Below are 26,662 nucleotides of genomic sequence, written 5' to 3'. Positions count from 1 at the left end.
GTTCAAGCATCAACCGCTTTTTGGGTCGACTTGAAGACACGAATTTTCTTACCGTCTTCTACTTTGAAACCAACGCGGTCAGCCTTGTTGGTTTCGCCGTTGAAGATGGCAACGTTGGAAGCGTGCAGAGGCGCTTCTTTCTCGACGATACCGCCCTGAACGCCCGCCATCGGGTTAGGCTTGGTATGACGCTTGACCAGGTTCACACCACCGATGACCAGACGATCATCAGCCAGAACCTTCAGCACCTTACCGCGCTTACCTTTGTCTTTGCCGGCGATCACGATGATCTCGTCGTCACGACGAATCTTTTGCATGTCGGATCTCCTTACAGCACTTCAGGGGCGAGCGAGACGATCTTCATGAACTTCTCAGTACGAAGTTCACGGGTCACTGGCCCGAAGATGCGAGTGCCGATCGGCTCTTGCTTGTTGTTCAGCAGAACAGCAGCGTTGCCGTCGAAACGAATGATGGAACCGTCAGCGCGACGAACACCGTGACGGGTGCGCACGACAACAGCAGTCATCACTTGGCCTTTTTTGACCTTACCGCGTGGAATTGCTTCCTTGACGGTAACCTTGATGATGTCACCGATGCCGGCGTAACGGCGGTGCGAACCACCGAGCACCTTGATGCACATGACGCGACGAGCGCCGCTGTTATCGGCCACATCGAGCATGGATTGAGTCTGAATCATAAAATTTCTCCGACCCCTAGCCCTTAGACTTCAACAGCGCGTTCGAGGACTTCAACCAGTGCCCAGGACTTGGTCTTGGCCAGCGGACGGGTTTCACGGATGGAAACCTTGTCGCCGATCTTGCACTGGTTGGCTTCGTCGTGCGCGTGCAGCTTAGTCGAACGCTTAACGTATTTACCGTAGATCGGGTGCTTTACGCGACGCTCGATCAGAACGGTGATGGTCTTGTCCATTTTGTCGCTGACGACACGGCCAGTCAGCGTACGGACGGTTTTTTCAGCTTCAGCCATGATCACTTACCTGCCTGCTGGTTGAGCACAGTTTTCACGCGAGCGATGTCACGCTTAACTTGCGAGAGCAGGTGCGACTGCCCCAACTGGCCAGTTGCTTTCTGCATACGCAGATTGAACTGGTCGCGCAGCAAGCCGAGCAGTTGCTCGTTCAGTTGCTGTGCCGATTTTTCACGAAGTTCATTCGCTTTCATCACATCACCGTCCGCTTAACAAAGGAGGTGGCGAGAGGCAGCTTTGCAGCAGCCAGGGCGAAAGCTTCGCGCGCCAGCTCTTCAGAAACACCCTCGATCTCGTACAGGACTTTACCTGGCTGGATCTGGGCAACCCAGTATTCCACGGAGCCCTTACCTTTACCCATACGAACCTCGAGAGGCTTCTTGGAGATCGGCTTGTCCGGGAACACACGGATCCAGATCTTACCGCCACGTTTAACGTGACGGGTCAGCGCACGACGTGCGGACTCGATCTGGCGAGCGGTGAGGCGACCGCGAGCAACAGCTTTCAGGGCGAACTCGCCGAAGCTGACTTTGCTACCGCGCAGTGCCAGACCACGGTTGTGGCCAGTCATCTGCTTGCGGAATTTTGTACGCTTTGGTTGCAACATTTGGCGTACCCCTTACTTAGCAGCTTTTTTACGAGGCGCTGGTGCTTGTGGTTTCAGTTCTTCTTGGCGACCACCAATAACTTCGCCTTTGAAGATCCAAACCTTCACACCGATCACACCGTAAGTGGTGTGAGCTTCGTAGGTGTTGTAGTCGATATCGGCACGCAGGGTGTGCAGAGGCACACGACCTTCGCGATACCACTCGGTACGAGCAATCTCAGCACCGCCGAGACGACCGCTCACCTGGATCTTGATGCCCTTGGCACCAATACGCATGGCGTTCTGTACGGCGCGCTTCATGGCGCGACGGAACATTACGCGGCGTTCCAGCTGCTGAGCTACGCTCTGCGCAACCAGCATAGCGTCGAGTTCCGGCTTGCGGATCTCTTCGATGTTGATGTGCACAGGCACACCCATCTGCTTGGTCAGGTCCTGACGCAGCTTCTCGACATCTTCACCTTTCTTCCCGATAACAATACCTGGACGAGCGGTGTGGATGGTGATGCGTGCAGTTTGAGCCGGACGATGAATATCGATACGGCTTACGGACGCGCTTTTTAGTTTGTCTTGGAGGTACTCACGCGTTTTCAGATCCTTCAACAGGTAATCTGCGTAAGTAGCACCGTCTGCGTACCAGACGGAGGTGTGCTCCTTGACGATTCCCAGGCGAATGCCAGTGGGATGTACTTTCTGACCCATCTGATCGACTCCGTTACTTGTCCGCAACCTTGACAGTGATATGGCAAGACCGCTTGACGATGCGATCAGCACGGCCTTTGGCACGTGGCATGATGCGCTTCAGCGAACGCCCTTCGTTGACGAAGACGGTGGAGACCTTCAGGTCATCAACGTCTGCGCCTTCGTTGTGTTCGGCGTTGGCTACGGCCGACTCGAGGACTTTCTTCATGATTTCAGCGGCTTTTTTGCTGCTGAAGGCCAACAGGTTGAGCGCTTCGCCCACCTTCTTCCCGCGGATCTGGTCGGCGACCAAGCGGGCTTTCTGGGCGGAGATGCGAGCGCCCGACAACTTAGCGGCTACTTCCATTTCCTTACCCCTTAACGCTTGGCTTTCTTGTCAGCCACGTGCCCGCGATAGGTGCGGGTACCGGCGAACTCGCCCAGTTTGTGGCCGACCATGTCTTCGTTCACGAGAACTGGAACATGCTGGCGACCGTTGTGAACCGCGATGGTCAGACCGACCATTTGTGGCAGGATCATCGAGCGACGCGACCAGGTTTTAACTGGCTTGCGATCGTTCTTCTCCACCGCCACTTCGACCTTCTTCAGCAGGTGAAGATCGATAAAAGGACCTTTTTTCAGAGAACGTGGCACTGTCGTATCCCTCTAGTTACTTGCGACGACGGACGATCATGTTGTCGGTACGCTTATTACCACGGGTTTTCGCACCCTTGGTTGGGAAGCCCCATGGCGATACCGGATGACGACCACCGGAGGTACGACCTTCACCACCACCATGTGGGTGGTCAACCGGGTTCATGGCAACACCACGAACGGTTGGGCGAACGCCGCGCCAGCGTTTGGCACCAGCTTTACCCAGCGAACGCAGGCTGTGCTCGGAGTTCGAGACTTCGCCCAGGGTCGCACGGCACTCAGCCAGGACTTTACGCATTTCACCAGAGCGCAGACGCAGGGTCACGTAGACACCTTCGCGGGCGATCAGCTGAGCCGAAGCACCAGCGGAACGTGCGATCTGTGCACCTTTACCCGGCTTCAGTTCGATGCCGTGAATGGTGCTACCTACTGGAATGTTGCGCAGCTGCAGGGAGTTGCCGGCCTTGATTGGGGCCAGGGCACCTGCGATCAGCTGGTCGCCAGCGCTCACGCCTTTAGGGGCGATGATGTAGCGACGCTCACCGTCTGCGTAGCACAGCAGGGCGATGTGAGCAGTACGGTTTGGATCGTATTCGATACGCTCGACAGTGGCTGGAATGCCATCTTTGTCGTTGCGACGGAAGTCGACCAGACGGTAATGCTGCTTGTGACCACCACCAACGTGACGAGTGGTAATGCGGCCATTGTTGTTACGACCACCAGACTTCGATTTTTTCTCGAGCAGCGGTGCGTGAGGAGCGCCTTTGTGCAGCTCCTTGTTGACCACCTTGACCACGAAACGGCGGCCAGGGGAAGTCGGTTTGCATTTAACGATTGCCATGATGCACCCCTTCCTTACTCAGCACTGCTGCTGAAATCGAGATCTTGGCCTGGCTGAAGGGAGACGATCGCCTTCTTCCAGTCATTACGCTTGCCCAGACCACGTGCGGTACGCTTGGTTTTACCCAGAACGTTAACGGTCGACACGTTTTCAACTTTTACGTTGAACAGGCCTTCGACAGCTTTCTTGATTTCCAGCTTGGTTGCGTCGGTAGCAACCTTGAATACGAACTGGCCTTTCTTCTCAGCCAGAACGGTAGCCTTCTCGGAAACGTGCGGGCCAAGGAGGACTTTGAATACGCGTTCCTGGTTCATCCCAGCAGCTCCTCGAATTTCTTCACGGCCGAGACAGTGATCAACACTTTCTCGTATGCGATCAGACTGACCGGGTCGGAACCTTGAACGTCACGTACGTCGACGTGCGGCAGGTTACGAGCAGCCAGGTACAGGTTCTGATCAACAGCGTCGGAAACGATCAGTACGTCGCTCAGACCCATGCCGTTCAGCTTGTTCAGCAGATCTTTGGTTTTCGGCGCTTCTACAGCGAAGTCCTGAACCACGACCAGACGGTCGCTACGCACCAGCTCAGCGAGGATGGAGCGCAGGGCTGCGCGGTACATCTTCTTGTTGAGCTTTTGCGAGTGATCTTGAGGGCGAGCTGCGAAGGTTACACCACCGCCACGCCAGATCGGACCACGAGTGGTACCAGCACGAGCACGGCCAGTACCCTTCTGACGCCATGGGCGCTTACCGCCACCAGCCACGTCGGAACGGGTCTTCTGCTGCTTGGTGCCCTGACGGCCGCCGGCCATGTAGGCCACGACTGCTTGGTGTACCAGCGTCTCGTTGAATTCGCCACCGAAAGTCAGTTCGGAAACTTCGATCGCCTGAGCGTCATTTACATTAAGTTGCATGTCAGTTTCCCCTTAACCGCGAGCCTTGACAGCTGGACGTACAACCACGTCGCCGCCAGTAGCGCCTGGAACGGCACCTTTGACGAGCAGCAGGTTGCGCTCAGCGTCTACGCGAACTACTTCCAGGGACTGAACAGTCACGCGCTCGGCGCCCATGTGACCGGACATTTTCTTGCCCTTGAACACACGACCAGGAGTCTGGCACTGGCCGATGGAACCAGGAACACGGTGCGACACGGAGTTACCGTGGGTGTTGTCCTGACCACGGAAGTTCCAGCGCTTGATGGTACCGGCGAAGCCTTTACCTTTGGACTGACCAGTAACGTCAACCAGCTGGCCTGCAGCGAAGAGTTCAGCTTTGATCAGATCGCCAGCCTGGAAATCGCCTTCTTCAAGACGGAACTCCCAAACACCGCGACCAGCGGCAACGTTGGCCTTAGCGAAGTGACCTGCCTGAGCGGCAGTCACACGCGAAGCACGACGCTCGCCGACAGTGACTTGCACTGCACGGTAGCCATCGGTTTCTTCAGTTTTGAACTGGGTGACACGATTCGGTTCGATCTCAATGACCGTGACCGGAATGGAGACACCTTCTTCGGTGAAAATGCGGGTCATACCGCACTTGCGACCGATTACACCAATAGTCATGTTGTAAACCTCATGAGTGTACGGGGCTTTCACCCGCTATGGCCGCCCATTTCAGAGCGTTACACGACTAGACCGAAGTCTTAGCCGAGGCTGATCTGTACTTCCACACCTGCCGCCAGATCAAGCTTCATCAGCGCGTCAACGGTTTTATCCGTTGGCTGGACGATGTCCAGAACACGCTTATGAGTGCGAATCTCGTACTGGTCACGCGCGTCTTTGTTGACGTGCGGGGAGACCAGAACGGTGAAACGCTCTTTGCGGGTAGGCAGTGGAATTGGACCACGCACTTGTGCACCAGTACGTTTCGCGGTTTCCACGATTTCCTGGGTGGATTGGTCGATCAGGCGATGGTCGAAAGCCTTCAACCTGATACGGATTTGCTGATTTTGCATTGGATTTCAGACTCCAGGCTGTTCCCAACGGACGCACTACGCCCGCTAAAAGGAGGCGTGATTCTATAGACGCCCCCATTTAGTGTCAACCCAATAAAAAAAACCCCCGCTGAGCGGGGGTTTTTTCAATCGGTCGAGTGATTACTCGATGATTTTGGCTACGACGCCGGCGCCGACGGTACGACCGCCTTCACGGATAGCGAAGCGCAGACCGTCTTCCATTGCGATGGTCTTGATCAGGGTAACAGTCATCTGAATGTTGTCACCTGGCATTACCATTTCAACGCCTTCCGGCAGTTCGCAGTTACCGGTCACGTCAGTGGTACGGAAGTAGAACTGAGGACGGTAGCCTTTGAAGAACGGAGTGTGACGGCCGCCTTCTTCCTTCGACAGGACGTAGACTTCTGCAGTGAACTTGGTGTGCGGCTTGACCGAACCTGGCTTGACCAGAACCTGGCCACGCTCAACGTCGTCACGCTTGGTACCACGCAGCAGAACGCCGCAGTTCTCGCCAGCACGACCTTCGTCCAGCAGCTTGCGGAACATCTCAACGCCGGTGCAGGTGGTGGTGGTGGTGTCACGCAGACCAACGATTTCCAGCGGATCCTGAACGCGGACGATACCACGCTCGATACGGCCGGTAACAACGGTACCACGACCCGAGATCGAGAATACGTCTTCGATCGGCATCAGGAACGGCTGGTCGATGGCACGAACTGGCTCAGGAATGTAGCTGTCCAGAGTCTCTACCAGCTTCTTGACAGCGGTAGTGCCCATTTCGTTGTCGTCTTTGCCTTCCAGGGCCATACGAGCGGAACCGATGATGATCGGAGTGTCGTCGCCTGGGAAGTCGTAGGTGGACAGCAGGTCGCGAACTTCCATCTCGACCAGTTCCAGGAGCTCAGCGTCGTCTACCTGGTCAGGCTTGTTCAGTAAGACCACGATGTACGGAACTCCAACCTGACGGGACAGCAGGATGTGCTCACGGGTTTGTGGCATCGGACCATCGGCGGCCGAGCACACCAGGATCGCGCCGTCCATCTGGGCAGCACCGGTGATCATGTTCTTCACGTAGTCAGCGTGACCTGGGCAGTCAACGTGAGCGTAGTGACGAATGGTCGAGTTGTACTCAACGTGAGCGGTGTTGATGGTGATACCGCGCGCTTTTTCTTCCGGAGCCGAGTCGATCTTGTCGAACTCAACGATTGCCGAACCGAAAACTTCGGAGCAAACGCGAGTCAGAGCTGCGGTCAGAGTGGTCTTACCGTGGTCAACGTGGCCGATGGTGCCGACGTTAACGTGGGGAAGGGAACGATCAAATTTTTCTTTAGCCACGACAGTGAACCTCTTGCCTAAAGGGGATTAGCCTTGTTTTTTAACGAGTGCTTCGACGATGTTCGACGGAGCTTCGGCGTATTTGGAGAATTCCATGGAGTAGCTTGCGCGACCCTGAGACATGGAACGAACGTCGGTTGCGTAACCGAACATTTCTCCGAGCGGAACTTCAGCGCGGACGACACGGCCAGAGACCGATTCATCCATACCCTGTACCAGACCACGACGACGGTTCAGGTCACCCATCACGTCACCCAGGTAGTCTTCCGGGGTTACAACTTCGACCTTCATGATCGGCTCGAGAACCACGCCGCCGCCCTTGGTGGCCAGCTGCTTGGTTGCCATCGAAGCAGCGATCTTGAACGCCATTTCGTTGGAGTCGACGTCGTGGTACGAACCGTCGAATACCGTGGCCTTCAGGCCGATCAGAGGATAGCCGGCAACAACGCCGTTCTTCATCTGCTCTTCGATACCCTTCTGGATCGGGGCGATGAATTCCTTCGGAATCACGCCACCAACAACTTCGTTGGTGAATACCAGACCTTCGGTGATGTTGCCCTTCGCGTCGACTTCTGGCTCCGAGAAACGGATCCAGCAGTGACCGAACTGACCACGACCACCCGACTGGCGAACGAACTTGCCTTCGATCTCGACGCCGGACTTGGTGATCTTCTCGCGGTACGAAACCTGCGGCTTGCCGATGTTGGCTTCGACGTTGAACTCGCGCTTCATGCGGTCAACGAGGATGTCCAGGTGCAGCTCACCCATACCGGAGATGATGGTCTGGCCAGTCTCTTCGTCGGTCTTGACGCGGAACGACGGGTCTTCCTGGGCCAGCTTGCCCAGTGCGATGCCCATCTTCTCCTGGTCAGCCTTGGTTTTCGGCTCAACGGAGAGCGAAATGACCGGCTCAGGGAAGTCCATGCGCTCGAGGATGATTGGCTTGTCGGCGTTGCACAGGGTTTCGCCCGTGGTCACGTCTTTCATGCCGATCAGAGCCGCGATGTCGCCAGCGCGAACTTCTTTGATCTCTTCACGCTGGTTGGCGTGCATCTGCACCATACGGCCAACGCGCTCTTTCTTGCCCTTGACCGAGTTGATGACCGAGTCACCGGAGTTCAGTACGCCCGAGTAGACGCGAACGAAGGTCAGAGTACCTACGAACGGGTCGGTTGCGATCTTGAACGCCAGAGCCGAGAAAGGCTCGTCGTCGTCTGCATGACGCTCATCCTTGCGGATGGCCGGATCTTCTTTGTCCAGATCCTTGTCGTCCGGATTGATACCCTGAATTGCAGGGATCTCGGTCGGCGCAGGCAGGAAGTCGATGACGGCGTCGAGAACCAGGGGAACGCCCTTGTTCTTGAACGACGAACCGCAGACAGCCGGAACGATCTCGCTGGCCAGGGTGCGCGCACGCAGGCCTGCCTTGATCTCTTCGACGGTCAGCTCACCTTCTTCAAGGTACTTGTTCATCAGCTCTTCAGAAGCTTCGGCAGCAGCTTCCACCATGTTCGAACGCCACTCTTCGGCCAGCTCGAGCATGTCCGCTGGAATTTCTTCTTCGCGGTAGGTGGTGCCTTTGTCGTCGTCGTTCCAGTAGATAGCCTTCATCTTGATCAGGTCGACCTGACCCTGGAAGTTATCTTCCGAACCGATGGCCAGCTGAACAGGAACCGGGGTGTGACCCAGGCGGTTCTTGATCTGACCTACGACGCGCAGGAAGTTTGCACCGGCACGGTCCATCTTGTTCACGTAGACAACACGTGGAACGCCGTACTTGTTGGCCTGACGCCATACGGTTTCGGACTGAGGCTCAACGCCGGAGGTACCGCAGAACACAACGACCGCGCCGTCGAGTACACGCAGCGAACGCTCTACTTCAATGGTGAAGTCAACGTGGCCGGGGGTATCGATGACGTTTACGCGGTAGTTGTCGTACTGACCACGGGAACCTTTCCAGAAGGTGGTAACGGCAGCGGAGGTAATGGTGATACCGCGCTCCTGCTCCTGCACCATCCAGTCGGTGGTCGCGGCGCCGTCATGCACCTCGCCCATCTTGTGGCTCAGACCTGTGTAGAACAGGATCCGCTCGGTAGTGGTGGTCTTGCCCGCGTCAACGTGGGCACAGATACCAATGTTACGGTAGCGGTTAATTGCTGTAGTACGAGCCATAAAGCCCTCGCAAAATGATTGATGCTTGAATTAGAAGCGGTAGTGCGAGAACGCTTTGTTGGCTTCAGCCATACGGTGAACGTCTTCACGCTTCTTGACTGCAGCACCCTTGCCTTCGGCAGCATCCAGCAGTTCGCCGGCCAGGCGCAGAGCCATCGACTTCTCGCCGCGCTTGCGGGCGTAGTCTACGAGCCAGCGCATTGCCAGAGCGTTACGACGGGATGGACGAACTTCAACCGGAACCTGGTAAGTAGCACCGCCGACACGACGGGACTTAACTTCGACCAGCGGAGCGATGGCGTCGAGAGCTTTCTCGAAGATTTCCAGGGGGTCGCTGTTCTTGCGTGCTTTGACGGTATCCAGGGCACCGTAAACGATGCGCTCGGCTACTGCCTTCTTGCCGCTTTCCATCACGTGGTTCATGAACTTGGCGAGGATTTGGGATCCGTATTTTGGATCGTCCAGAATCTCACGTTTTGCTGCTACACGACGTCTTGGCATGATAAGCCCTCAAACGGTCTTCAGGTTAGCCCGGGACGTGGGTCTTCGACCCCTGCCCGACCTTACTCTTATCGACTCAAAAAAATGATTGTCTGCAAACGGCCGATTACTTCGGACGCTTGGTACCGTACTTCGAACGACCCTGGTTACGGCCTTTAACGCCCGAAGTATCCAGAGAGCCGCGAACGGTGTGGTAACGAACACCTGGCAAGTCTTTTACACGGCCGCCACGGATCAGGACGACGCTGTGCTCTTGCAGGTTGTGGCCTTCACCACCGATGTACGAGGAAACCTCGAAACCGTTGGTCAGACGCACACGGCATACTTTACGCAGTGCCGAGTTAGGTTTTTTCGGCGTGGTGGTGTACACACGGGTGCACACGCCACGACGCTGCGGGCAGTTCTGCAGCGCAGGAACGTCGGACTTCTCGACCGAACGCTTACGCGGCTGACGTACCAGCTGGTTGATAGTTGCCATCTACTAGCTCCACTGATTGTCTTGCGACTCTATTGTCTTGCAAGAAAGCCAAAAATTGGCGAGACGGAGCCTCACCAAATTTAAGGGTACAAAAGTCTACGGAGGATCTTGCACCCAGTCAAGACGAGGCCCCGGCCATCCCCGCCCGATCATCGGCAACATTTTATGTCGTCGATGGCCGTTCGGGGCTTGCCGGGGCCCTGCCCTGTACTTAGTTACCGCTGGAGTTCAGCGCTTCGGTCAGTGCGGCTTCCACCTCACTGGCGCTCACACGCAGCGGCTTGTCGGCGTCACGGCGACGCTTGCGCTCGCTGTGGTAGGCCAGACCAGTACCGGCCGGGATCAGACGACCCACGACCACGTTCTCTTTCAGGCCGCGCAGGTAATCGCGCTTGCCGGTTACCGCCGCTTCGGTCAGTACGCGGGTGGTTTCCTGGAAGGAAGCCGCGGAGATGAACGATTCGGTCGACAGCGAGGCCTTGGTGATACCCAGCAGCACACGGGTGAACTTGGAGATGAACTTGTCCTCGCCGGCGAGACGCTCGTTCTCTACCAGTACCTGGGTCAGTTCCATCTGGTCGCCCTTGATGAAGCTGGAATCGCCCGACTCGGAGATCTCGACCTTGCGCAGCATCTGACGCAGGATGGTCTCGATGTGCTTGTCGTTGATCTTCACGCCTTGCAGACGGTAAACGTCCTGGATCTCGTTGACGATGTACTTCGCCAACGCGCTCACACCCAGCAGACGCAGGATGTCGTGCGGATCGCTTGGGCCGTCGGAGATAACTTCGCCGCGGTTTACCTGCTCACCTTCGAAGACGTTCAGGTGGCGCCACTTCGGAATCAGCTCTTCGTACGGATCGCTACCGTCGGTCGGAGTGATGACCAGGCGACGCTTGCCCTTGGTCTCTTTACCGAATGCGATGGTGCCGCTGACTTCAGCCAGAATCGAGGCTTCTTTCGGACGACGCGCTTCGAACAAGTCGGCAACGCGCGGCAGACCACCGGTGATGTCACGGGTCTTCGACGTTTCTTGCGGGATACGCGCGATAACGTCACCAACACCGATCTGGGCACCGTCGGCAACACCAACCAGGGCGTTGGCCGGCAGGAAGTACTGGGCAGGTACGTCGGTACCCGGCAGGTACAGGTCCTTGCCAGCGGCGTCGACCATCTTGATTGCCGGACGGATTTCCTTGCCAGCGGCAGGGCGATCCTTGACGTCCAGTACTTCAATGTTGGTCAAGCCGGTCAGCTCATCGGTCTGACGCTTGATGGTGATGTTTTCTTCCATGCCCACGAAGGTCACGGTACCTTTCAGCTCGGTAACGATCGGGTGGGTGTGCGGGTCCCACTTGGCGACGATGGCGCCAGCTTCGACCTTTTCACCTTCCTTGACCGAAATCACCGCACCGTAAGGCAGCTTGTAACGCTCACGCTCACGACCGAATTCGTCGGCAATAGCCAACTCACCGGAACGCGACACGGCAACCAGGTTACCGTCGGCACGCTCAACCTGCTTCAGGTTGTGCAGACGCACCATACCGCCGTTCTTCACCTGGACGCTGTCGGCAGCCGAAGTACGGCTTGCAGCACCACCGATGTGGAACGTACGCATGGTCAGCTGGGTACCCGGCTCACCGATCGACTGTGCAGCGATAACGCCGACAGCTTCACCGATGTTCACCTGGTGACCACGCGCCAGGTCACGACCGTAGCACTTGGCGCAGATACCGAAGCGGGTTTCGCAGTTGATCGGCGAACGCACGATCACTTCGTCGATGCTGTTCAGCTCGATGAACTCTACCCACTGCTCGTCGACCAGGGTACCGGCCGGAACGATGACGTCCTCGGTGCCTGGCTTGAACACGTCACGGGCGATGACACGACCCAGTACACGCTCACCCAGCGGCTCTACAACGTCGCCGCCTTCGATGTGCGGAGTCATCAGCAGGCCATGGTCGGTACCGCAGTCGATCTCGGTAACCACCAGATCCTGGGCAACGTCTACCAGACGACGAGTCAGGTAACCGGAGTTCGCAGTCTTCAACGCGGTATCCGCCAGACCCTTACGAGCACCGTGAGTCGAGATGAAGTACTGAAGTACGCTCAAGCCTTCACGGAAGTTCGCGGTGATAGGCGTCTCGATGATCGAGCCGTCCGGCTTGGCCATCAGGCCACGCATACCGGCCAGCTGACGGATCTGTGCTGCGGAACCCCGCGCACCCGAGTCAGCCATCATGTACATCGAGTTGAAGGACTCTTGCTCGACTTCCTTGCCCTCGCGGTCGATGACCTTCTCTTTCGAGAGGTTGGCCATCATCGCCTTGGACACTTCGTCGTTCGCCTTCGACCACAAGTCGATGACCTTGTTGTACTTCTCGCCCTGGGTTACCAGGCCGGAAGCGTACTGGCTCTCGATTTCCTTCACTTCATCGGTAGCGCTGTTGATGATGCGCGCTTTCTCATCAGGGATGACAAAGTCGTTCACACCAATGGACACGCCAGAGATGGTGGAGTAAGCGAAACCGGTGTACATCAGCTGGTCAGCGAAGATAACGGTCTCTTTCAGACCAACCACGCGGTAGCACTGGTTGATCAGCTTGGAGATCGCCTTTTTCTTCATTGGCTGGTTTACCACGTCGTACGGCAAGCCTGCCGGTACAACCTGGAACAGCAGCGCACGGCCGACGGTGGTGTCGACGATACGGGTGTTCTTGGTAACGCTGCCATCGCGATCTTTCACGGTTTCGTTGATACGAACCTTGATTTTCGCGTGCAGGGCAGCTTCGCCGGCGCGGAATACGCGGTCGACTTCCTGCAGGTCGGCGAACACGCGACCTTCGCCCTTGGCGTTGATGGCTTCACGGGTCATGTAGTACAGACCCAGTACAACGTCCTGCGAAGGCACGATGATTGGCTCACCGTTGGCTGGCGACAGGATGTTGTTGGTCGACATCATCAGCGCACGTGCTTCGAGCTGGGCTTCCAGGGTCAGCGGCACGTGAACGGCCATCTGGTCACCGTCGAAGTCGGCGTTGTACGCGGCGCAGACCAGCGGGTGCAGCTGGATAGCCTTACCTTCGATCAAAACCGGCTCAAAGGCCTGGATACCCAGACGGTGCAGGGTCGGCGCACGGTTGAGCAGTACGGGGTGTTCGCGAATCACTTCGGCGAGAACGTCCCACACCTCTGGCAGCTCGCGCTCGACCATCTTCTTGGCAGCCTTGATGGTGGTCGCCAGACCACGCATTTCCAGCTTGCCGAAAATGAACGGCTTGAACAGCTCGAGGGCCATCTTCTTCGGCAGACCGCACTGGTGCAGACGCAGGGTCGGGCCAACGGTAATTACCGAACGGCCGGAGTAGTCAACACGCTTACCGAGCAGGTTCTGACGGAAGCGACCTTGCTTACCTTTGATCATGTCGGCCAGGGACTTCAGCGGACGCTTGTTCGAGCCAGTGATGGCGCGACCGCGACGGCCGTTGTCCAGCAGGGCGTCGACCGCCTCCTGCAGCATGCGCTTTTCGTTGCGCACGATGATGTCCGGCGCCGACAGATCGAGCAGGCGCTTCAGACGGTTGTTACGGTTGATCACCCGACGATACAGGTCGTTCAGGTCGGAGGTCGCGAAGCGGCCACCATCCAGCGGTACCAGCGGACGCAGGTCCGGCGGCAGCACTGGCAGGACGGTCAGGACCATCCACTCAGGCAGGTTGCCCGAGCCCTGGAAAGCTTCCATCAGCTTCAGGCGCTTGGACAGCTTCTTGATCTTGGTTTCCGAGTTGGTCTGCGGAATCTCTTCGCGCAGGCGACCGATCTCGTGCTCCAGGTCGATAGCGTGCAGCAGCTCGCGGACAGCCTCGGCACCCATGCGGGCGTCGAAGTCGTCACCGAACTCTTCCAGCGCTTCGAAGTACTGCTCGTCGTTAAGCAGCTGGCCCTTTTCCAGGGTGGTCATGCCCGGGTCGATAACGACATAGCTCTCGAAGTAGAGCACGCGCTCGATATCACGCAGGGTCATGTCCATCAGCAGGCCGATACGGGACGGCAGCGACTTCAGGAACCAGATGTGGGCAACCGGCGAGGCCAGTTCGATGTGCGCCATGCGCTCACGACGAACCTTGGCCAGGGCAACTTCAACGCCGCACTTCTCGCAGATCACGCCGCGGTGCTTGAGGCGCTTGTACTTGCCGCACAGGCACTCGTAGTCCTTGACTGGGCCAAAGATCTTGGCGCAGAACAGGCCGTCACGCTCAGGCTTGAACGTACGGTAATTGATGGTTTCCGGCTTCTTAACTTCACCGAACGACCACGAACGGATCATTTCAGGCGACGCCAGACCGATGCGGATGGCGTCGAACTCTTCGACTTGACCCTGGTTTTTCAGCAAATTCAGTAGGTCTTTCAAGGCCTTTCCTCCTGGCGGAGCAGGGAGCAGGCATTACCTGCCCCACTCCCCTTCGCGTCACGTGTTATTCGGTTTCCAGATCGATATCGATACCGAGCGAACGGATCTCTTTGATCAACACGTTGAAGGACTCGGGCATGCCCGGCTCCATACGGTGATCGCCATCCACGATGTTCTTGTACATCTTGGTACGGCCGTTCACGTCGTCCGACTTCACTGTGAGCATTTCTTGCAGGGTGTATGCCGCGCCGTATGCTTCCAGCGCCCACACTTCCATCTCCCCGAAACGCTGACCACCGAACTGCGCCTTACCACCCAGCGGCTGCTGGGTAACCAGGCTGTAGGAACCAGTGGAACGCGCGTGCATCTTGTCGTCCACCAAGTGGTTCAGCTTGAGCATGTACATGTAACCAACGGTCACTGGACGCTCGAACTTGTTGCCGGTACGGCCATCGAACAGCACCATCTGGCCGCTCTCTGGCAGGTCGGCCAGCTTCAGCATGGCCTTGATCTCGCGCTCCTTGGCACCATCGAAGACCGGGGTAGCCATAGGCACGCCCTTCTTCAGGTTGTGGGCCAGGGCCAGGATCTCTTCGTCGGTGAACTCGTCGAGGCTTTCCTGACGACCGCCGATCTCGTTGTAGACCTCGGTCAGGAACACGCGCAGCTCAGCGGCTTTGCGCTGCTCTTCGATCATGCGGTCGATCTTCTCGCCCAGGCCCTTGGCCGCAAGGCCCAGGTGGGTTTCGAGGATCTGACCGACGTTCATACGCGAAGGTACACCCAGCGGGTTCAGTACGACGTCGACCGGAGTACCGTTGGCATCGTGCGGCATGTCTTCAACCGGCATGATGACCGAGACGACACCCTTGTTACCGTGACGACCGGCCATCTTGTCACCCGGCTGGATGCGACGGCGGATTGCCAGGTAAACCTTGACGATCTTCAGTACGCCCGGTGCCAGGTCATCGCCCTGCTGCAGCTTGCGCTTCTTGTCTTCGAACTTGTCGTCCAGCAGACGGCGACGGTCGATGATGTACTGCTGAGCCTTTTCCAGCTGCTCGTTCAGTGCATCCTCAGCCATGCGCAGCTTGAACCACTGGCCGTGCTCCAGACCGCCCAGCACTTCGTCAGTGATCACGGTGCCTTTCTTCAGGCCCGCGCCACCGTCGACCACCTGGCCGTTCAGAGCGGAACGCAGACGCTCGAAGGTTGCACCTTCGACGATGCGGAACTCTTCGTTGAGGTCCTTGCGGATCTCGTCCAGCTGCATCTTCTCGATGGCCAGGGCGCGGCTGTCGCGCTCGACGCCATCACGGGTGAAGACCTGTACGTCAATGACGGTACCCTTGGTGCCGGTTGGCACACGCAGAGAGGTGTCCTTAACGTCGCTAGCCTTCTCACCGAAGATTGCGCGCAGCAGTTTTTCTTCCGGAGTCAGCTGGGTTTCGCCTTTTGGCGTGACCTTGCCAACCAGGATGTCGCCAGCGCCAACTTCAGCACCTACGTAAACGATACCGGCTTCGTCCAGCTTGTTCAGTGCGGCTTCACCCACGTTCGGGATGTCCGCAGTGATTTCCTCTGGGCCAAGCTTGGTGTCACGCGCCACACAGGTCAGTTCCTGGATGTGGATGGTGGTGAAGCGGTCTTCCTGAACCACACGCTCGGACAGGCAGATGGAGTCTTCGAAGTTGAAGCCGTTCCACGCCATGAACGCGATGCGCATGTTCTGACCCAGTGCCAGCTCACCCATATCGGTGGACGGGCCGTCGGCCATGATGTCGCTGCGCTGAACCTTGTCACCTTTGCTTACCAGCGGACGCTGGTTGATGCAGGTGTTCTGGTTCGAACGGGTGTACTTGGTCAGGTTGTAGATATCCACACCTGCTTCACCGGTCTCGACTTCGTCGTCATTGACGCGAACGACGATACGGCTGGCGTCGACCGAGTCGATCACGCCACCGCGGCGAGCAACCACGCAGACACCGGAGTCACGGGCAACGTTGCGCTCCATGCCGGTACCTACCAGCGGCTTGTCGGCACGCAGGGTTGGTACAGCCTGACGCTGCATGTTCGAACCCATCAATGCACGGTTGGCGTCGTCGTGCTCGAGGAACGGAATCAGCGAGGCAGCAACGGAAACAACCTGCTTCGGCGAAACGTCCATCAGGGTGACGTCTTCCGGCGCCTTGACGGTGAATTCGTTCAGGTGACGAACAGCTACCAGCTCATCGATCAGCTGCTTCTTCTCGTTCATCGCGGCCGAAGCCTGGGCGATGACGTGATCCGCTTCTTCAATGGCAGACAGGAACACGATGTCGTCGCTGACCACGCCTTCCTTCACCACGCGGTACGGGCTTTCCAGGAAGCCGTACTGGTTGGTGCGGGCATAGGCTGCCAGGGAGTTGATCAGACCGATGTTCGGACCTTCAGGGGTCTCGATCGGGCACACACGGCCATAGTGGGTCGGGTGTACGTCACGAACTTCGAAGCCAGCACGCTCACGGGTCAGACCGCCAGGGCCGAGTGCAGAGACGCGGCGCTTGTGGGTGATCTCGGAGAGCGGGTTGTTCTGGTCCATGAACTGGGACAGCTGGCTGGAACCGAAGAACTCTTTCACCGCCGCCGCAACCGGCTTGGCGTTGATCAGGTCTTGCGGCATCAGGCCTTCGCTTTCCGCCATCGACAGACGTTCCTTGACCGCGCGCTCAACACGCACCAGGCCAACGCGGAACTGGTTTTCGGCCATTTCGCCGACGCAACGTACGCGACGGTTACCCAGGTGGTCGATGTCGTCGACGATGCCTTTGCCGTTACGGATATCGACCAGGGTCTTCAGAACCTCGACGATGTCTTCCTTGCTCAGCACGCCCGAACCTTCGATCTCGGTACGACCGATACGACGGTTGAACTTCATGCGGCCAACAGCGGACAGGTCGTAACGCTCGGCGCTGAAGAACAGGTTGTTGAACAGGGTCTCGGCTGCATCCTTGGTCGGCGGCTCGCCTGGACGCATCATGCGGTAGATCTCGACCAGGGCTTCCAGCTGGTTGCTGGTGGTGTCGATCTTCAGGGTGTCGGAGATGAACGGACCGCAGTCGATGTCGTTGGTGTACAGGGTCTCGATACGGACAACCTGTGCCTTGGCGACTTTGATCAGCAGTTCGGTGGTCATCTCGGTGTTGCATTCGGCCAGGATCTCGCCGGTAGCCGGATGCACGATGGCCTTGGCGGTAGTGCGGCCCAGGACGTATTCCATAGGAACGTCCAGCTGCTTGACGCCTGCCTTCTCGAGCTGATTGATGTGGCGCGCGGTAATACGGCGGCCCTGCTCGACGATGACTTTGCCAGTTTCGTCATGGATATCCATGACTGCAACTTCACCACGCAGACGCTGCGGCACCAGTTCCAGGCTGAGTTTTTCGCCGGAAATGTGGAAGACGTTGGTGGTGTAGAAAGTGTTCAGCACTTCTTCAGTGCTGTAACCCAGGGCGCGCAGCAGCACCGAGGCCGGCAGCTTGCGGCGACGGTCGATACGCACGAACACGCAGTCCTTCGGATCGAACTCGAAGTCCAACCAGGAACCGCGGTAAGGGATGATGCGAGCGGAGTACAGCAGCTTGCCGGAGCTGTGAGTCTTGCCACGGTCGTGGTCGAAGAACACACCAGGCGAACGGTGCAGCTGGGAAACGATCACACGCTCGGTACCGTTGATTACGAAGGTACCGTTCTCAGTCATCAGGGGGATTTCACCCATGTAGACTTCTTGCTCTTTGATGTCCTTGATCGCTTTGTTCGACGATTCCTTGTCGAAGATGATCAGGCGCACCTTGACCCGCAGTGGGACCGCGAAAGTCACGCCACGCAGGACACATTCCTTCACATCGAAGGCGGGTTCGCCCAGGCGATAGCCTACGTACTCCAGGGCAGCATTGCCGGAGTAGCTGATGATCGGGAATACCGATTTGAAGGCCGCGTGCAGGCCGACGTCGCGGAACTGATCCTTGGATGCTCCCGCTTGCAGGAATTCGCGATACGAATCCAGCTGGATGGCCAGGAGGTAAGGCACATCCATGACGTCCGGCAACTTGCTAAAGTCCTTGCGGATACGTTTTTTCTCAGTGTATGAGTAAGCCATCAGCGTTCCCCAGCTTGGTCACCTGCTTGTTTGGCTTCTCCCGGCGGGAGCAGCCAGAAAATCGTGCAAACCCCTTGGTTTGCGCCACCCACATGGGTGTCTTGCAGCTCGTTATCGGGGCCGATCTGATCGGCCACCAATAACGGAAAAAGGCCGGTGGCATAAGCCACCAGCCATCAGCCTTTCGCTCAACGCTCAGGCTGGCATCGCAAAGTCGAGATTACTTCAGCTCGACTTTAGCGCCTGCTTCTTCCAGCTTCTTCTTAGCGTCTTCAGCGGCTTCTTTCGAAACGCCTTCAGCTACAACCTGAGGAGCGCCATCGACTTTCTCTTTGGCTTCTTTCAGGCCCAGACCGGTCAGTTCGCGAACGGCTTTGATCACGTTCACTTTCTTCTCGCCGGCTTCAACCAGAACAACGTTGAACTCGGTCTGCTCTTCAACAACGGCAGCAGCAGCAGCTGGGCCAGCAGCGGCAACAGCAGCGGTAACGCCGAAGGTTTCTTCCATTGCTTTGATCAGCTCAACAACTTCCAGAACAGTTTTCTGGCCGATTGCTTCGATGATTTGTTCGTTAGTCAGAGACATGACTTAAATCCTGTATTGGGGTGACAGCCTACGCAGCCATCAAATTAAACGTATGATTTTGAAAGAGTTCGCGCGCCTTAGGCGGCGGTAGCTTCTTTCTGGTCGCGAATGGCTGCCAGAGTACGAGCCAGCTTGCTGGTGGCGCCTTGAATCACGCTCATCAGTCGTGCAATAGCTTCGTCGCGGGTCGGCAGGGTAGCCAACACGTCGATCTGGTTCGCTGCAATGAAATTGCCGTCAAACGCAGCTGCCTTGATCTCGAACTTGTCCTGACCCTTGGCGAACTCTTTGAACAGACGAGCAGCAGCGCCCGGGTGTTCGTTGGAGAAAGCAATCAGGGTCGGGCCTTTGAACGCGTCGTTGAGGATCGAGAATTCGGTGCCTTCAACAGCGCGCTTGAGCAGGGTGTTACGCACTACACGTACGTATACGCCAGCTTCGCGGGCCTCTTTACGGAGTCCGGTCATTGCGCTTACAGTCACACCACGGGCATCAGCCACGACAGCGGACAGAGCGACTTTGGCAGCCTCGTTGACTTCAGCGACGATGGCCTTCTTGTCTTCGAGTTTAATTGCCACGGGTTTACTCCTGGTTTTTACCGTTGCATCTGGCCGAAGCCGGATGTCGTTTTGGTGTCTGATTCGAAAACGAATCGGGAGCACCATCTGCGTGGGCTGGTGTTTTAAGGCTTGCGCCGCCTACGGTCTTGGATAGCCCCCGCCAGGCAGGGACCCCAATTTTTGCTGGCGGCGCGACTGGTCGCGCCGCCATGTTCTTACACGTTCAGCGAGCTCTGATCGATGACCAGACCTGGGCCCATGGTGGTGCTCAGGGTAACGCGCTTGACGTAGATACCTTTCGAGGAAGCTGGCTTGATACGCTTCAGGTCAGCGATCAGGGCTTCAACGTTTTCCTTCAGCTTGCCGGCTTCGAAGCCGACCTTGCCAACGGAGGTATGGATAATACCGTTTTTGTCGGTACGGTAGCGAACCTGACCAGCCTTGGCGTTTTTCACGGCAGTGGCTACGTCTGGGCTCACGGTACCAACTTTCGGGTTAGGCATCAGGCCACGAGGACCCAGAACCTGACCCAGTTGACCTACAACGCGCATGGCATCAGGCGATGCGATGACGACGTCATAGTTCAGGTCGCCGGCTTTCATTTCGGCAGCCAGATCGTCCATACCTACGCGGTCAGCGCCGGCAGCCAGAGCGGCTTCGGCAGCTGGACCCTGGGTGAAGACAGCAACGCGTACGGTCTTGCCAGTGCCGTGTGGCAGCACAGTAGCGCTACGTACGACCTGGTCGGATTTACGCGGGTCAACACCGAGGTTAACGGCGATGTCGTAGGACTCGACGAACTTGGCAGCAGGCAGCGAGGCCAGCAGAGTTGCCGCTTCTTCGAAGTTGTAGGCCTTGCCTGCTTCGATTTTCTCGGCGATTGCCTTTTGGCGTTTGGTCAGCTTAGCCATTACACACCCTCCACGTTCAGGCCCATGCTGCGGGCAGAGCCAGCGATGGTGCGTACAGCAGCGTCCAGGTCAGCGGCAGTCAGGTCAGCCTGTTTGGCTTTCGCGATGTCTTCCAGCTGAGCACGGGTAACGGTACCGACTTTAACGGTGTTCGGGCGAGCCGAACCACTGGTCAGGCCAGCAGCTTTCTTCAGCAGAACCGAGGCAGGGGTGCTCTTGGTCTCGAAGGTGAAGCTACGGTCGCTGTATACAGTGATGATCACAGGAGTCGGCAGACCGGCTTCTTGACCCTGGGTACGGGCGTTGAAGGCCTTGCAGAATTCCATGATGTTCACACCATGTTGACCCAGTGCTGGACCAACGGGTGGGCTTGGGTTGGCCTGGCCGGCCTTAACTTGCAGCTTGATGTAAGCCTGAATCTTCTTAGCCATGAGCTACTCCAAAATCGGGTACGAACGCCTGATGGCTCCCCGGATGACTTGCGTTTTATCCCAGTGACGACAAAACCCCGCAGCACACAGGGCTGCGGGGTATGGGATGCTTTGTCCGCCTAGACCTTTTCGACCTGGCTGAACTCGAGCTCCACCGGAGTAGAGCGACCGAAAATGAGCACTGCAACCTGCAGACGGCTCTTTTCGTAGTTAACCTCTTCGACACTACCATTGAAGTCAGCGAACGGACCGTCAATGACTCGAACCACTTCACCTGGCTCGAACAGCGTCTTCGGCTTCGGCTTGTCACTACCGTCGGCAACGCGACGCAGGATAGCTTCAGCTTCTTTATCAGTGATTGGCGCAGGCTTGTCTGCGGTACCACCGATAAAGCCCATCACACGAGGGGTGTCCTTGACCAAGTGCCAAGTCCCTTCGTTCATCTCCATCTGGACCAGTACATAGCCAGGGAAGAATTTGCGCTCACTCTTGCGCTTCTGGCCATTGCGCATTTCGACGACTTCTTCGGTCGGGACCAGGATCTCGCCGAAACCGTCTTCCATGCCAGCCAGCTTGACGCGCTCAATCAGGGAGCGCATTACATGCTTCTCGTAACCCGAGTAAGCATGCACAACATACCAACGCTTAGCCACGGGACACCTTTAGCCAACGATCAGGGAGACCGCCCAGCCGAGCAGGGAATCAAGACCCCACAGCAGCAGTGCCATAACCAGCACAACAGCCACGACAATCAGCGTGGTCTGGGTGGTTTCCTGGCGGGTCGGCCACACGACTTTACGAATCTCGGTACGAGCTTCCTTCGCCAACGCAAAGAACGACTTACCCTTCGCAGTCTGCAGAGCTACAAAGCCTGCGACAGCAGCCAGGGCGAGAAGTGCGAGAACGCGATACAGGATTGGGGAAGCGGAGTAATATTGATTACCCACAACACCAACTACCACCAAAGCCACTACAGCCAGCCACTTGAACAGATCAAAACGCGATTCTTGGGCTTCAGTTTTGGGGGTCATCGAGGAGGATCCTGTAAGAAGAAAGCCATCACACCGAGGTGAAATGGCAGGTCAGGAGGGAATCGAACCCCCAACCTACGGTTTTGGAGACCGTCGCTCTGCCAATTGAGCTACTGACCTGTAACGCTGTATCAGGCCGGCCATTATACCGGCCTGATCAAGTAAATCAACTACTTATTCAATAATTTTTGCTACGACACCGGCGCCGACGGTACGACCGCCTTCACGGATAGCGAAGCGCAGACCGTCTTCCATTGCGATGGTCTTGATCAGGGTAACAGTCATCTGAATGTTGTCACCTGGCATTACCATTTCAACGCCTTCCGGCAGTTCGCAGTTACCGGTCACGTCAGTGGTACGGAAGTAGAACTGAGGACGGTAGCCTTTGAAGAACGGAGTGTGACGGCCGCCTTCTTCCTTCGACAGGACGTAGACTTCTGCGGTGAACTTGGTGTGCGGCTTGACCGAACCTGGCTTGACCAGAACCTGGCCACGCTCAACGTCGTCACGCTTGGTACCACGCAGCAGGACGCCGCAGTTCTCGCCAGCACGACCTTCGTCCAGCAGCTTGCGGAACATCTCAACGCCGGTGCAGGTGGTGGTGGTAGTGTCACGCAAACCAACGATTTCCAGCGGATCCTGAACGCGGACGATACCACGCTCGATACGACCGGTAACAACGGTACCACGACCCGAGATCGAGAATACGTCTTCGATCGGCATCAGGAACGGCTGGTCGATGGCACGAACTGGCTCAGGAATGTAGCTGTCCAGAGTCTCTACCAGCTTCTTGACAGCGGTAGTGCCCATTTCGTTGTCGTCTTTGCCTTCCAGGGCCATACGAGCGGAACCGATGATGATCGGAGTGTCGTCGCCTGGGAAGTCGTAGGTGGACAGCAGGTCGCGAACTTCCATCTCGACCAGTTCCAGGAGCTCAGCGTCGTCTACCTGGTCAGGCTTGTTCAGTAAGACCACGATGTACGGAACTCCAACCTGACGGGACAGCAGGATGTGCTCACGGGTTTGTGGCATCGGACCATCGGCGGCCGAGCAAACCAGGATCGCGCCGTCCATCTGGGCAGCACCGGTGATCATGTTCTTCACGTAGTCAGCGTGACCTGGGCAGTCAACGTGAGCGTAGTGACGAATGGTCGAGTTGTACTCAACGTGAGCGGTGTTGATGGTGATACCGCGCGCTTTTTCTTCCGGAGCCGAGTCGATCTTGTCGAACTCAACGATTGCCGAACCGAAAACTTCGGAGCAAACGCGAGTCAGAGCTGCGGTCAGAGTGGTCTTACCGTGGTCAACGTGGCCGATGGTGCCGACGTTAACGTGGGGAAGGGAACGATCAAACTTTTCCTTAGCCATCGATACAATCCTCCGCAGAAGAAATAGTCTTGCGCTGATAAAACAAAGGCAGATATTTTCATATCTGCCTTGTTTGTATGGAGCTCTTGAGCGGATTTGAACCGCTGACCTCACCCTTACCAAGGGTGTGCTCTACCAACTGAGCTACAAGAGCGAAACACTTTGTGCAAAATCCAGCAAACTTGGAGCGGGTAGCGGGAATCGAACCCGCATCATCAGCTTGGAAGGCTGAGGTTCTACCACTAAACTATACCCGCGGAGCTTGCGGCTCTCGCTAAAACTGGTGGAGGGAGAAGGATTCGAACCTTCGAAGCTCTCGCAACGGATTTACAGTCCGTCCCCTTTGGCCGCTCGGGAATCCCTCCAGATGTGGCCGGCATTCTATTTGTCTGCCGTCCTAGTGTCAAGCGTTTTTTCAAATTTTTTCAATCAAATCTGAAACTTAGCTGCTTTGACACCGCTTCCAGTTCTGCCACCTAAGTGGTGTTCCCTGTGAAGCGGGCGCCATTCTATCAAGCTATTCGCCAGTTGCAATACCCTGGCAGAAAATAATTTTATGTTTTAAGTCTTTGAAATCATTGGCAAGAGCCAAGAGGACCGTTTGGTCCAGCAAACGCTCGCTTTCCGTGGCTACTTTAAGCCAACGACCATCTGCACCAGGCAGCTGCCCCACCACCGGCTGCGTGGCGATATCCAGGCTCAACAGCCGCTGACGCAGCGCATCGAGCTGCTCCTGGCCCATCACACCACCGACTACCAGGCACTCGTCACGGCGCTTGGGCGGTGCCGAAACACCCGTTTCACGCAACAGACGAATTTCTTGCTGATTACCCTTGTACAACGACAGGGGCGCGACTTCCTTGACCTTCAGCGGGGCTTCCTGCTGATGCCACACGTAATAGAAGACGTTGAGCACCAGTAACAGCAGAAACAACCAACGCATAGGCACCTCAATCCAATGGACAGGCCATGGCCAGACCAACGAAAACCAGGTCAGGTACGACACGCGCCTGTGGCACGGCCTCCCTGACTAGCGGCGCATCGCCCCCTGTGAGGAACACTGTGAATTGCTCACCCCACAGTGCGCGCGCCTGCTCAAGCTGGGTACGCGCAAAACCCTGGAGCATCAACACGCAGCCGCGCTCTACCGCCTCGACGGTCGAACGACCTGGTGACAGGCTGTTCAGCGCGCGCTCGGCAGAGGCATCGTCATACCGGATACGCCGGGTGTGAGTACGTAACTGGCTGCGCATCAAAGGCATGCCTGGGCAGATGTAGCCACCCAGGTGCTCGCCGTCCGCGGCAACGAAGTCCGCTTTTGCAGCAGTACCCAGGTCGATGACCAGGCAAGCGCCCTTTGCCAGGTGATATGCCCCCAGCGCGGCCAACCAACGGTCCATGCCCAGACGCTGATAGTCGTCATAACCGTTGCGCACACCGGCCATTTCCTGGGCGGGGTTAGCAACGCGCGCCTGCACGGCGAACGCCTGGGCAATCAATGCGCAAAGCGCGTCGGTTTCGTCCTCACTGCGCACACTGACTATGCGGCAGCCCGTAAGACGCAATGCAGCCAGTGCAGCCACTTCGGCCAACAGCGCCTGATCGGAATCAACGATTCCGCCACCTTCAATCACTGCATCAGTGACGTGGATTACGCGCCACTTGATAAAGCTGTTACCGCAATCGAGCTCAAGAATCATCACGCAACCTCAAACTGAGCTCACCACCACTGAAGCTCTTTTCCACTCCGTCCACCTCAAGGCGCAAGCCGCCCTGCCCGTCGACGCCAAGGACAACCCCATCAATACGTGTATTACCGGCAACCAGCGAAACATTGCGCCCCTGCCAGAGGTGCGCCTGCTCCCACTCTTCCTGGAATGCGGCAAACCCGTAGCGACGATGCCGGGCCAATTCGTGCTGCAACTGCTGACTGAGCAACGCTACCAAGTGGTTACGGTCAATCGCCGCACCCACTTCACGCCGCATCGAGGTCCACACCTGGTCGACCTGGTCATTGACCTGCATGTTCACATTGATACCGATACCCAGCACCACATGGCAGACATCAGCCGGATCGCCCACCAACTCCAGGAGGATGCCGGTAATCTTCTGCCCACGAACCAATACATCGTTGGGCCATTTGAGCCCTACATCCTTTACACCGAACGCTTCCAGGGTGCGCATTACAGCCAAACCCACAACCAGGCTCAGGCCTTCGAGCTGGCGCATGCCGCCATCTACACGCAGCACCAGGCTGTAATACAGATTCTCCGCAAATGGGCTGACCCATTGGCGGCCACGCCGACCGCGACCAGCGCTCTGACGCTCGGCCAAGACGAGAAATGGGGCCGTCTGCCCTCCACTGGCAAGGCGCAGACCTTCGGCGTTGGTCGAGTCGATGTTCTCGTGAATGAACACCGGCCACTGTTCGCCCTCGGCAAACGCGGCTATTGCCTGCGCCTCAAGCAAGGCCAGTGGCGCTGCCAACTGGTAACCGCGCCCACGAACCTTGTGAATGGTGAGGTTCAGCTCACTCTCCAGGTGCTGCAGCTGCTTCCAAACGGCGCTGCGACTCACCCCGAGGGCTGCCCCCAGGGCTTCTCCGGAATGGAACCGGCCATCCTTGAGGAGATTCAACAACTTCAGCATGCCAGTCTCGACTTGGAATAAGGCAGGCATGATAGCCATGGGCTGGTGGCTTGCATAGGAAAAGGGCCGAATGCCCCAGCCTGAAACACCCCTTGGTGACGCGATCCCTGTAGGAGCGGCCTTGTGTCGCGATCGGGCGCGCAGCGGCCGCATTCCAGGCGACGCGGTTTGCCTGGCAGATCGGGGATGCAGGTTTGGCGGCCGCTGCGCGCCCGATCGCGACGCAAGGCCGCTCCTACAGGGGAGCGCGTAAGGGCGGTAGATTGTTTTTTGGGCCACAAAGACAAAACCCCTACCTGCATGCGCAGATAGGGGTTTTGCGAAATGAATCTTGACGATGACCTACTCTCACATGGGGAAACCCCACACTA

30 protein-coding genes and 4 tRNA genes are annotated in these 26,662 nt (G+C 57.3%); all 34 read right to left on the bottom strand.

What is annotated here, in order from left to right; translation table 11 throughout:
* Nucleotides 1–2 precede the first annotated feature (2 nt).
* Entirely contained in the window at nucleotides 3–317 is a 315-nt protein-coding gene (gene rplX / locus ACIP1G_RS30210) for a 50S ribosomal protein L24 (protein ID WP_003255476.1), read from the bottom strand.
* 11 nt (nucleotides 318–328) lie between these two features.
* Complete coding sequence (gene rplN / locus ACIP1G_RS30205) at nucleotides 329–697, bottom strand: 50S ribosomal protein L14 (RefSeq protein WP_002555479.1); 369 nt, start codon at nucleotides 695–697, stop codon at nucleotides 329–331.
* Between the two features lie 23 nt (nucleotides 698–720).
* Entirely contained in the window at nucleotides 721–987 is a 267-nt protein-coding gene (gene rpsQ, locus ACIP1G_RS30200; protein ID WP_003255478.1) for a 30S ribosomal protein S17, read from the bottom strand.
* Between the two features lie 2 nt (nucleotides 988–989).
* Entirely contained in the window at nucleotides 990–1,181 is a 192-nt protein-coding gene (rpmC, locus tag ACIP1G_RS30195; protein WP_002555481.1) for a 50S ribosomal protein L29, read from the bottom strand.
* Nucleotides 1,181–1,594 carry a 50S ribosomal protein L16 gene (gene rplP / locus ACIP1G_RS30190; protein ID WP_003255479.1) on the bottom strand — a complete coding sequence of 138 codons (414 nt, stop codon included), beginning with the start codon at nucleotides 1,592–1,594 and terminating at the stop codon, nucleotides 1,181–1,183. The genes rpmC and rplP overlap by 1 nt, the downstream gene beginning before the upstream one ends.
* Before the next feature lie 12 nt (nucleotides 1,595–1,606).
* The gene (gene rpsC, locus ACIP1G_RS30185; protein ID WP_003255481.1) at nucleotides 1,607–2,293 is read right to left on the bottom strand and encodes a 30S ribosomal protein S3; all 687 of its coding nucleotides are present in this window, start codon (nucleotides 2,291–2,293) and stop codon (nucleotides 1,607–1,609) included.
* Between the two features lie 13 nt (nucleotides 2,294–2,306).
* On the bottom strand, nucleotides 2,307–2,639 hold the full coding sequence (gene rplV / locus ACIP1G_RS30180) for a 50S ribosomal protein L22 (RefSeq protein ID WP_003103908.1): 333 nt from the start codon (nucleotides 2,637–2,639) through the stop codon (nucleotides 2,307–2,309).
* 11 nt (nucleotides 2,640–2,650) lie between these two features.
* Nucleotides 2,651–2,926, bottom strand: coding sequence for a 30S ribosomal protein S19 (rpsS, locus tag ACIP1G_RS30175; protein WP_003255482.1), 276 nt, complete (start codon nucleotides 2,924–2,926; stop codon nucleotides 2,651–2,653).
* Between the two features lie 16 nt (nucleotides 2,927–2,942).
* Nucleotides 2,943–3,767, bottom strand: a complete 825-nt coding sequence (gene rplB, locus ACIP1G_RS30170; RefSeq protein WP_027915105.1) for a 50S ribosomal protein L2 — start codon at nucleotides 3,765–3,767, stop codon at nucleotides 2,943–2,945.
* A 14-nt stretch (nucleotides 3,768–3,781) separates the two neighbouring features.
* Nucleotides 3,782–4,081, bottom strand: coding sequence for a 50S ribosomal protein L23 (gene rplW / locus ACIP1G_RS30165; protein ID WP_003255484.1), 300 nt, complete (start codon nucleotides 4,079–4,081; stop codon nucleotides 3,782–3,784).
* Complete coding sequence (rplD, locus tag ACIP1G_RS30160) at nucleotides 4,078–4,680, bottom strand: 50S ribosomal protein L4 (RefSeq protein ID WP_003255485.1); 603 nt, start codon at nucleotides 4,678–4,680, stop codon at nucleotides 4,078–4,080. The genes rplW and rplD overlap by 4 nt, the downstream gene beginning before the upstream one ends.
* Nucleotides 4,681–4,692: 12 nt before the next feature.
* Nucleotides 4,693–5,328 (bottom strand): 50S ribosomal protein L3, encoded by a 636-nt coding sequence (rplC, locus tag ACIP1G_RS30155; protein WP_028633080.1) that lies wholly within the window; start codon nucleotides 5,326–5,328, stop codon nucleotides 4,693–4,695.
* Between the two features lie 80 nt (nucleotides 5,329–5,408).
* Nucleotides 5,409–5,720, bottom strand: a complete 312-nt coding sequence (rpsJ, locus tag ACIP1G_RS30150; protein ID WP_003186070.1) for a 30S ribosomal protein S10 — start codon at nucleotides 5,718–5,720, stop codon at nucleotides 5,409–5,411.
* 141 nt (nucleotides 5,721–5,861) lie between these two features.
* Nucleotides 5,862–7,055, bottom strand: a complete 1,194-nt coding sequence (gene tuf / locus ACIP1G_RS30145) for an elongation factor Tu (protein ID WP_400743863.1) — start codon at nucleotides 7,053–7,055, stop codon at nucleotides 5,862–5,864.
* Nucleotides 7,056–7,082: 27 nt separating this feature from the next.
* A complete protein-coding gene (fusA, locus tag ACIP1G_RS30140; protein ID WP_400743872.1) occupies nucleotides 7,083–9,227 on the bottom strand; it encodes an elongation factor G in 2,145 nt (714 codons plus the stop codon).
* Nucleotides 9,228–9,257: 30 nt separating this feature from the next.
* Nucleotides 9,258–9,728 carry a 30S ribosomal protein S7 gene (gene rpsG, locus ACIP1G_RS30135; protein ID WP_003246741.1) on the bottom strand — a complete coding sequence of 157 codons (471 nt, stop codon included), beginning with the start codon at nucleotides 9,726–9,728 and terminating at the stop codon, nucleotides 9,258–9,260.
* Between the two features lie 106 nt (nucleotides 9,729–9,834).
* The gene (gene rpsL / locus ACIP1G_RS30130) at nucleotides 9,835–10,206 is read right to left on the bottom strand and encodes a 30S ribosomal protein S12 (protein WP_003255492.1); all 372 of its coding nucleotides are present in this window, start codon (nucleotides 10,204–10,206) and stop codon (nucleotides 9,835–9,837) included.
* Nucleotides 10,207–10,417: 211 nt separating this feature from the next.
* Nucleotides 10,418–14,617, bottom strand: a complete 4,200-nt coding sequence (rpoC, locus tag ACIP1G_RS30125) for a DNA-directed RNA polymerase subunit beta' (protein ID WP_400743869.1) — start codon at nucleotides 14,615–14,617, stop codon at nucleotides 10,418–10,420.
* Nucleotides 14,618–14,681: 64 nt separating this feature from the next.
* Nucleotides 14,682–18,755: a DNA-directed RNA polymerase subunit beta gene (rpoB, locus tag ACIP1G_RS30120; protein WP_400743866.1), complete on the bottom strand. Its 4,074-nt coding sequence runs from the start codon at nucleotides 18,753–18,755 to the stop codon at nucleotides 14,682–14,684.
* Nucleotides 18,755–18,925 (bottom strand): hypothetical protein, encoded by a 171-nt coding sequence (locus tag ACIP1G_RS30115; RefSeq protein ID WP_155951450.1) that lies wholly within the window; start codon nucleotides 18,923–18,925, stop codon nucleotides 18,755–18,757. The genes rpoB and ACIP1G_RS30115 overlap by 1 nt, the downstream gene beginning before the upstream one ends.
* 50 nt (nucleotides 18,926–18,975) lie before the next feature.
* Nucleotides 18,976–19,341, bottom strand: a complete 366-nt coding sequence (gene rplL, locus ACIP1G_RS30110; protein ID WP_007957596.1) for a 50S ribosomal protein L7/L12 — start codon at nucleotides 19,339–19,341, stop codon at nucleotides 18,976–18,978.
* Between the two features lie 77 nt (nucleotides 19,342–19,418).
* Complete coding sequence (gene rplJ, locus ACIP1G_RS30105) at nucleotides 19,419–19,919, bottom strand: 50S ribosomal protein L10 (protein ID WP_003255497.1); 501 nt, start codon at nucleotides 19,917–19,919, stop codon at nucleotides 19,419–19,421.
* Between the two features lie 197 nt (nucleotides 19,920–20,116).
* Nucleotides 20,117–20,812, bottom strand: coding sequence for a 50S ribosomal protein L1 (rplA, locus tag ACIP1G_RS30100; RefSeq protein ID WP_016392127.1), 696 nt, complete (start codon nucleotides 20,810–20,812; stop codon nucleotides 20,117–20,119).
* Nucleotides 20,812–21,243 carry a 50S ribosomal protein L11 gene (rplK, locus tag ACIP1G_RS30095; protein WP_003255500.1) on the bottom strand — a complete coding sequence of 144 codons (432 nt, stop codon included), beginning with the start codon at nucleotides 21,241–21,243 and terminating at the stop codon, nucleotides 20,812–20,814. The genes rplA and rplK overlap by 1 nt, the downstream gene beginning before the upstream one ends.
* A gap of 119 nt (nucleotides 21,244–21,362) precedes the next feature.
* Entirely contained in the window at nucleotides 21,363–21,896 is a 534-nt protein-coding gene (gene nusG, locus ACIP1G_RS30090) for a transcription termination/antitermination protein NusG (RefSeq protein WP_003255501.1), read from the bottom strand.
* A 9-nt stretch (nucleotides 21,897–21,905) separates the two neighbouring features.
* Nucleotides 21,906–22,274 (bottom strand): preprotein translocase subunit SecE, encoded by a 369-nt coding sequence (secE, locus tag ACIP1G_RS30085; RefSeq protein ID WP_008089117.1) that lies wholly within the window; start codon nucleotides 22,272–22,274, stop codon nucleotides 21,906–21,908.
* Nucleotides 22,275–22,318: 44 nt separating this feature from the next.
* Nucleotides 22,319–22,394, bottom strand: a tRNA-Trp gene (locus tag ACIP1G_RS30080).
* Nucleotides 22,395–22,448: 54 nt separating this feature from the next.
* On the bottom strand, nucleotides 22,449–23,642 hold the full coding sequence (gene tuf / locus ACIP1G_RS30075) for an elongation factor Tu (protein WP_400743863.1): 1,194 nt from the start codon (nucleotides 23,640–23,642) through the stop codon (nucleotides 22,449–22,451).
* 78 nt (nucleotides 23,643–23,720) lie between these two features.
* Nucleotides 23,721–23,796: transfer RNA gene (locus ACIP1G_RS30070), tRNA-Thr, on the bottom strand.
* Between the two features lie 29 nt (nucleotides 23,797–23,825).
* Nucleotides 23,826–23,899: transfer RNA gene (locus ACIP1G_RS30065), tRNA-Gly, on the bottom strand.
* Nucleotides 23,900–23,923: 24 nt separating this feature from the next.
* Nucleotides 23,924–24,007: transfer RNA gene (locus ACIP1G_RS30060), tRNA-Tyr, on the bottom strand.
* Between the two features lie 152 nt (nucleotides 24,008–24,159).
* Nucleotides 24,160–24,585: a hypothetical protein gene (locus ACIP1G_RS30055; RefSeq protein ID WP_400743860.1), complete on the bottom strand. Its 426-nt coding sequence runs from the start codon at nucleotides 24,583–24,585 to the stop codon at nucleotides 24,160–24,162.
* 7 nt (nucleotides 24,586–24,592) lie between these two features.
* Nucleotides 24,593–25,342, bottom strand: coding sequence for a pantothenate kinase (locus ACIP1G_RS30050; RefSeq protein WP_400743858.1), 750 nt, complete (start codon nucleotides 25,340–25,342; stop codon nucleotides 24,593–24,595).
* On the bottom strand, nucleotides 25,332–26,291 hold the full coding sequence (birA, locus tag ACIP1G_RS30045; protein ID WP_400743855.1) for a bifunctional biotin--[acetyl-CoA-carboxylase] ligase/biotin operon repressor BirA: 960 nt from the start codon (nucleotides 26,289–26,291) through the stop codon (nucleotides 25,332–25,334). Before birA ends, ACIP1G_RS30050 begins: the two co-directional genes overlap by 11 nt.
* Nucleotides 26,292–26,662 lie beyond the last annotated feature (371 nt).

The organism is Pseudomonas sp. NPDC089392, assembly GCF_044749595.1.
In the GTDB taxonomy this organism is placed as follows: domain Bacteria; phylum Pseudomonadota; class Gammaproteobacteria; order Pseudomonadales; family Pseudomonadaceae; genus Aquipseudomonas.
Note: the sequence above shows the minus strand (reverse complement) of the source record. Positions and strands in the feature narration are given on the sequence as shown.

What these genes read in the sequence shown, in the direction of transcription:
- rplP (WP_003255479.1), bottom strand. Translation starts at nt 1,594, where the DNA reads ATGTTGCAACCAAAGCGTACAAAATTCCGCAAGCAGATGACTGGCCAC.
- rpsG (WP_003246741.1), bottom strand. Translation starts at nt 9,728, where the DNA reads ATGCCAAGACGTCGTGTAGCAGCAAAACGTGAGATTCTGGACGATCCA.
- birA (WP_400743855.1), bottom strand. Translation starts at nt 26,291, where the DNA reads ATGCTGAAGTTGTTGAATCTCCTCAAGGATGGCCGGTTCCATTCCGGA.
- rplV (WP_003103908.1), bottom strand. Translation starts at nt 2,639, where the DNA reads ATGGAAGTAGCCGCTAAGTTGTCGGGCGCTCGCATCTCCGCCCAGAAA.
- rplK (WP_003255500.1), bottom strand. Translation starts at nt 21,243, where the DNA reads ATGGCTAAGAAGATTCAGGCTTACATCAAGCTGCAAGTTAAGGCCGGC.
- fusA (WP_400743872.1), bottom strand. Translation starts at nt 9,227, where the DNA reads ATGGCTCGTACTACAGCAATTAACCGCTACCGTAACATTGGTATCTGT.
- rpsC (WP_003255481.1), bottom strand. Translation starts at nt 2,293, where the DNA reads ATGGGTCAGAAAGTACATCCCACTGGCATTCGCCTGGGAATCGTCAAG.
- rplC (WP_028633080.1), bottom strand. Translation starts at nt 5,328, where the DNA reads ATGACTATTGGTGTAATCGGTCGCAAGTGCGGTATGACCCGCATTTTC.
- rplB (WP_027915105.1), bottom strand. Translation starts at nt 3,767, where the DNA reads ATGGCAATCGTTAAATGCAAACCGACTTCCCCTGGCCGCCGTTTCGTG.
- ACIP1G_RS30055 (WP_400743860.1), bottom strand. Translation starts at nt 24,585, where the DNA reads ATGCGTTGGTTGTTTCTGCTGTTACTGGTGCTCAACGTCTTCTATTAC.
- tuf (WP_400743863.1), bottom strand. Translation starts at nt 23,642, where the DNA reads ATGGCTAAGGAAAAGTTTGATCGTTCCCTTCCCCACGTTAACGTCGGC.
- rplN (WP_002555479.1), bottom strand. Translation starts at nt 697, where the DNA reads ATGATTCAGACTCAATCCATGCTCGATGTGGCCGATAACAGCGGCGCT.
- rplD (WP_003255485.1), bottom strand. Translation starts at nt 4,680, where the DNA reads ATGCAACTTAATGTAAATGACGCTCAGGCGATCGAAGTTTCCGAACTG.
- rpmC (WP_002555481.1), bottom strand. Translation starts at nt 1,181, where the DNA reads ATGAAAGCGAATGAACTTCGTGAAAAATCGGCACAGCAACTGAACGAG.
- secE (WP_008089117.1), bottom strand. Translation starts at nt 22,274, where the DNA reads ATGACCCCCAAAACTGAAGCCCAAGAATCGCGTTTTGATCTGTTCAAG.
- rpsQ (WP_003255478.1), bottom strand. Translation starts at nt 987, where the DNA reads ATGGCTGAAGCTGAAAAAACCGTCCGTACGCTGACTGGCCGTGTCGTC.
- rpoB (WP_400743866.1), bottom strand. Translation starts at nt 18,755, where the DNA reads ATGGCTTACTCATACACTGAGAAAAAACGTATCCGCAAGGACTTTAGC.
- rpsJ (WP_003186070.1), bottom strand. Translation starts at nt 5,720, where the DNA reads ATGCAAAATCAGCAAATCCGTATCAGGTTGAAGGCTTTCGACCATCGC.
- rplA (WP_016392127.1), bottom strand. Translation starts at nt 20,812, where the DNA reads ATGGCTAAGCTGACCAAACGCCAAAAGGCAATCGCCGAGAAAATCGAA.
- ACIP1G_RS30050 (WP_400743858.1), bottom strand. Translation starts at nt 25,342, where the DNA reads ATGATTCTTGAGCTCGATTGCGGTAACAGCTTTATCAAGTGGCGCGTA.
- rpsL (WP_003255492.1), bottom strand. Translation starts at nt 10,206, where the DNA reads ATGGCAACTATCAACCAGCTGGTACGTCAGCCGCGTAAGCGTTCGGTC.
- rplL (WP_007957596.1), bottom strand. Translation starts at nt 19,341, where the DNA reads ATGTCTCTGACTAACGAACAAATCATCGAAGCAATCGGCCAGAAAACT.
- rplW (WP_003255484.1), bottom strand. Translation starts at nt 4,081, where the DNA reads ATGAACCAGGAACGCGTATTCAAAGTCCTCCTTGGCCCGCACGTTTCC.
- rplX (WP_003255476.1), bottom strand. Translation starts at nt 317, where the DNA reads ATGCAAAAGATTCGTCGTGACGACGAGATCATCGTGATCGCCGGCAAA.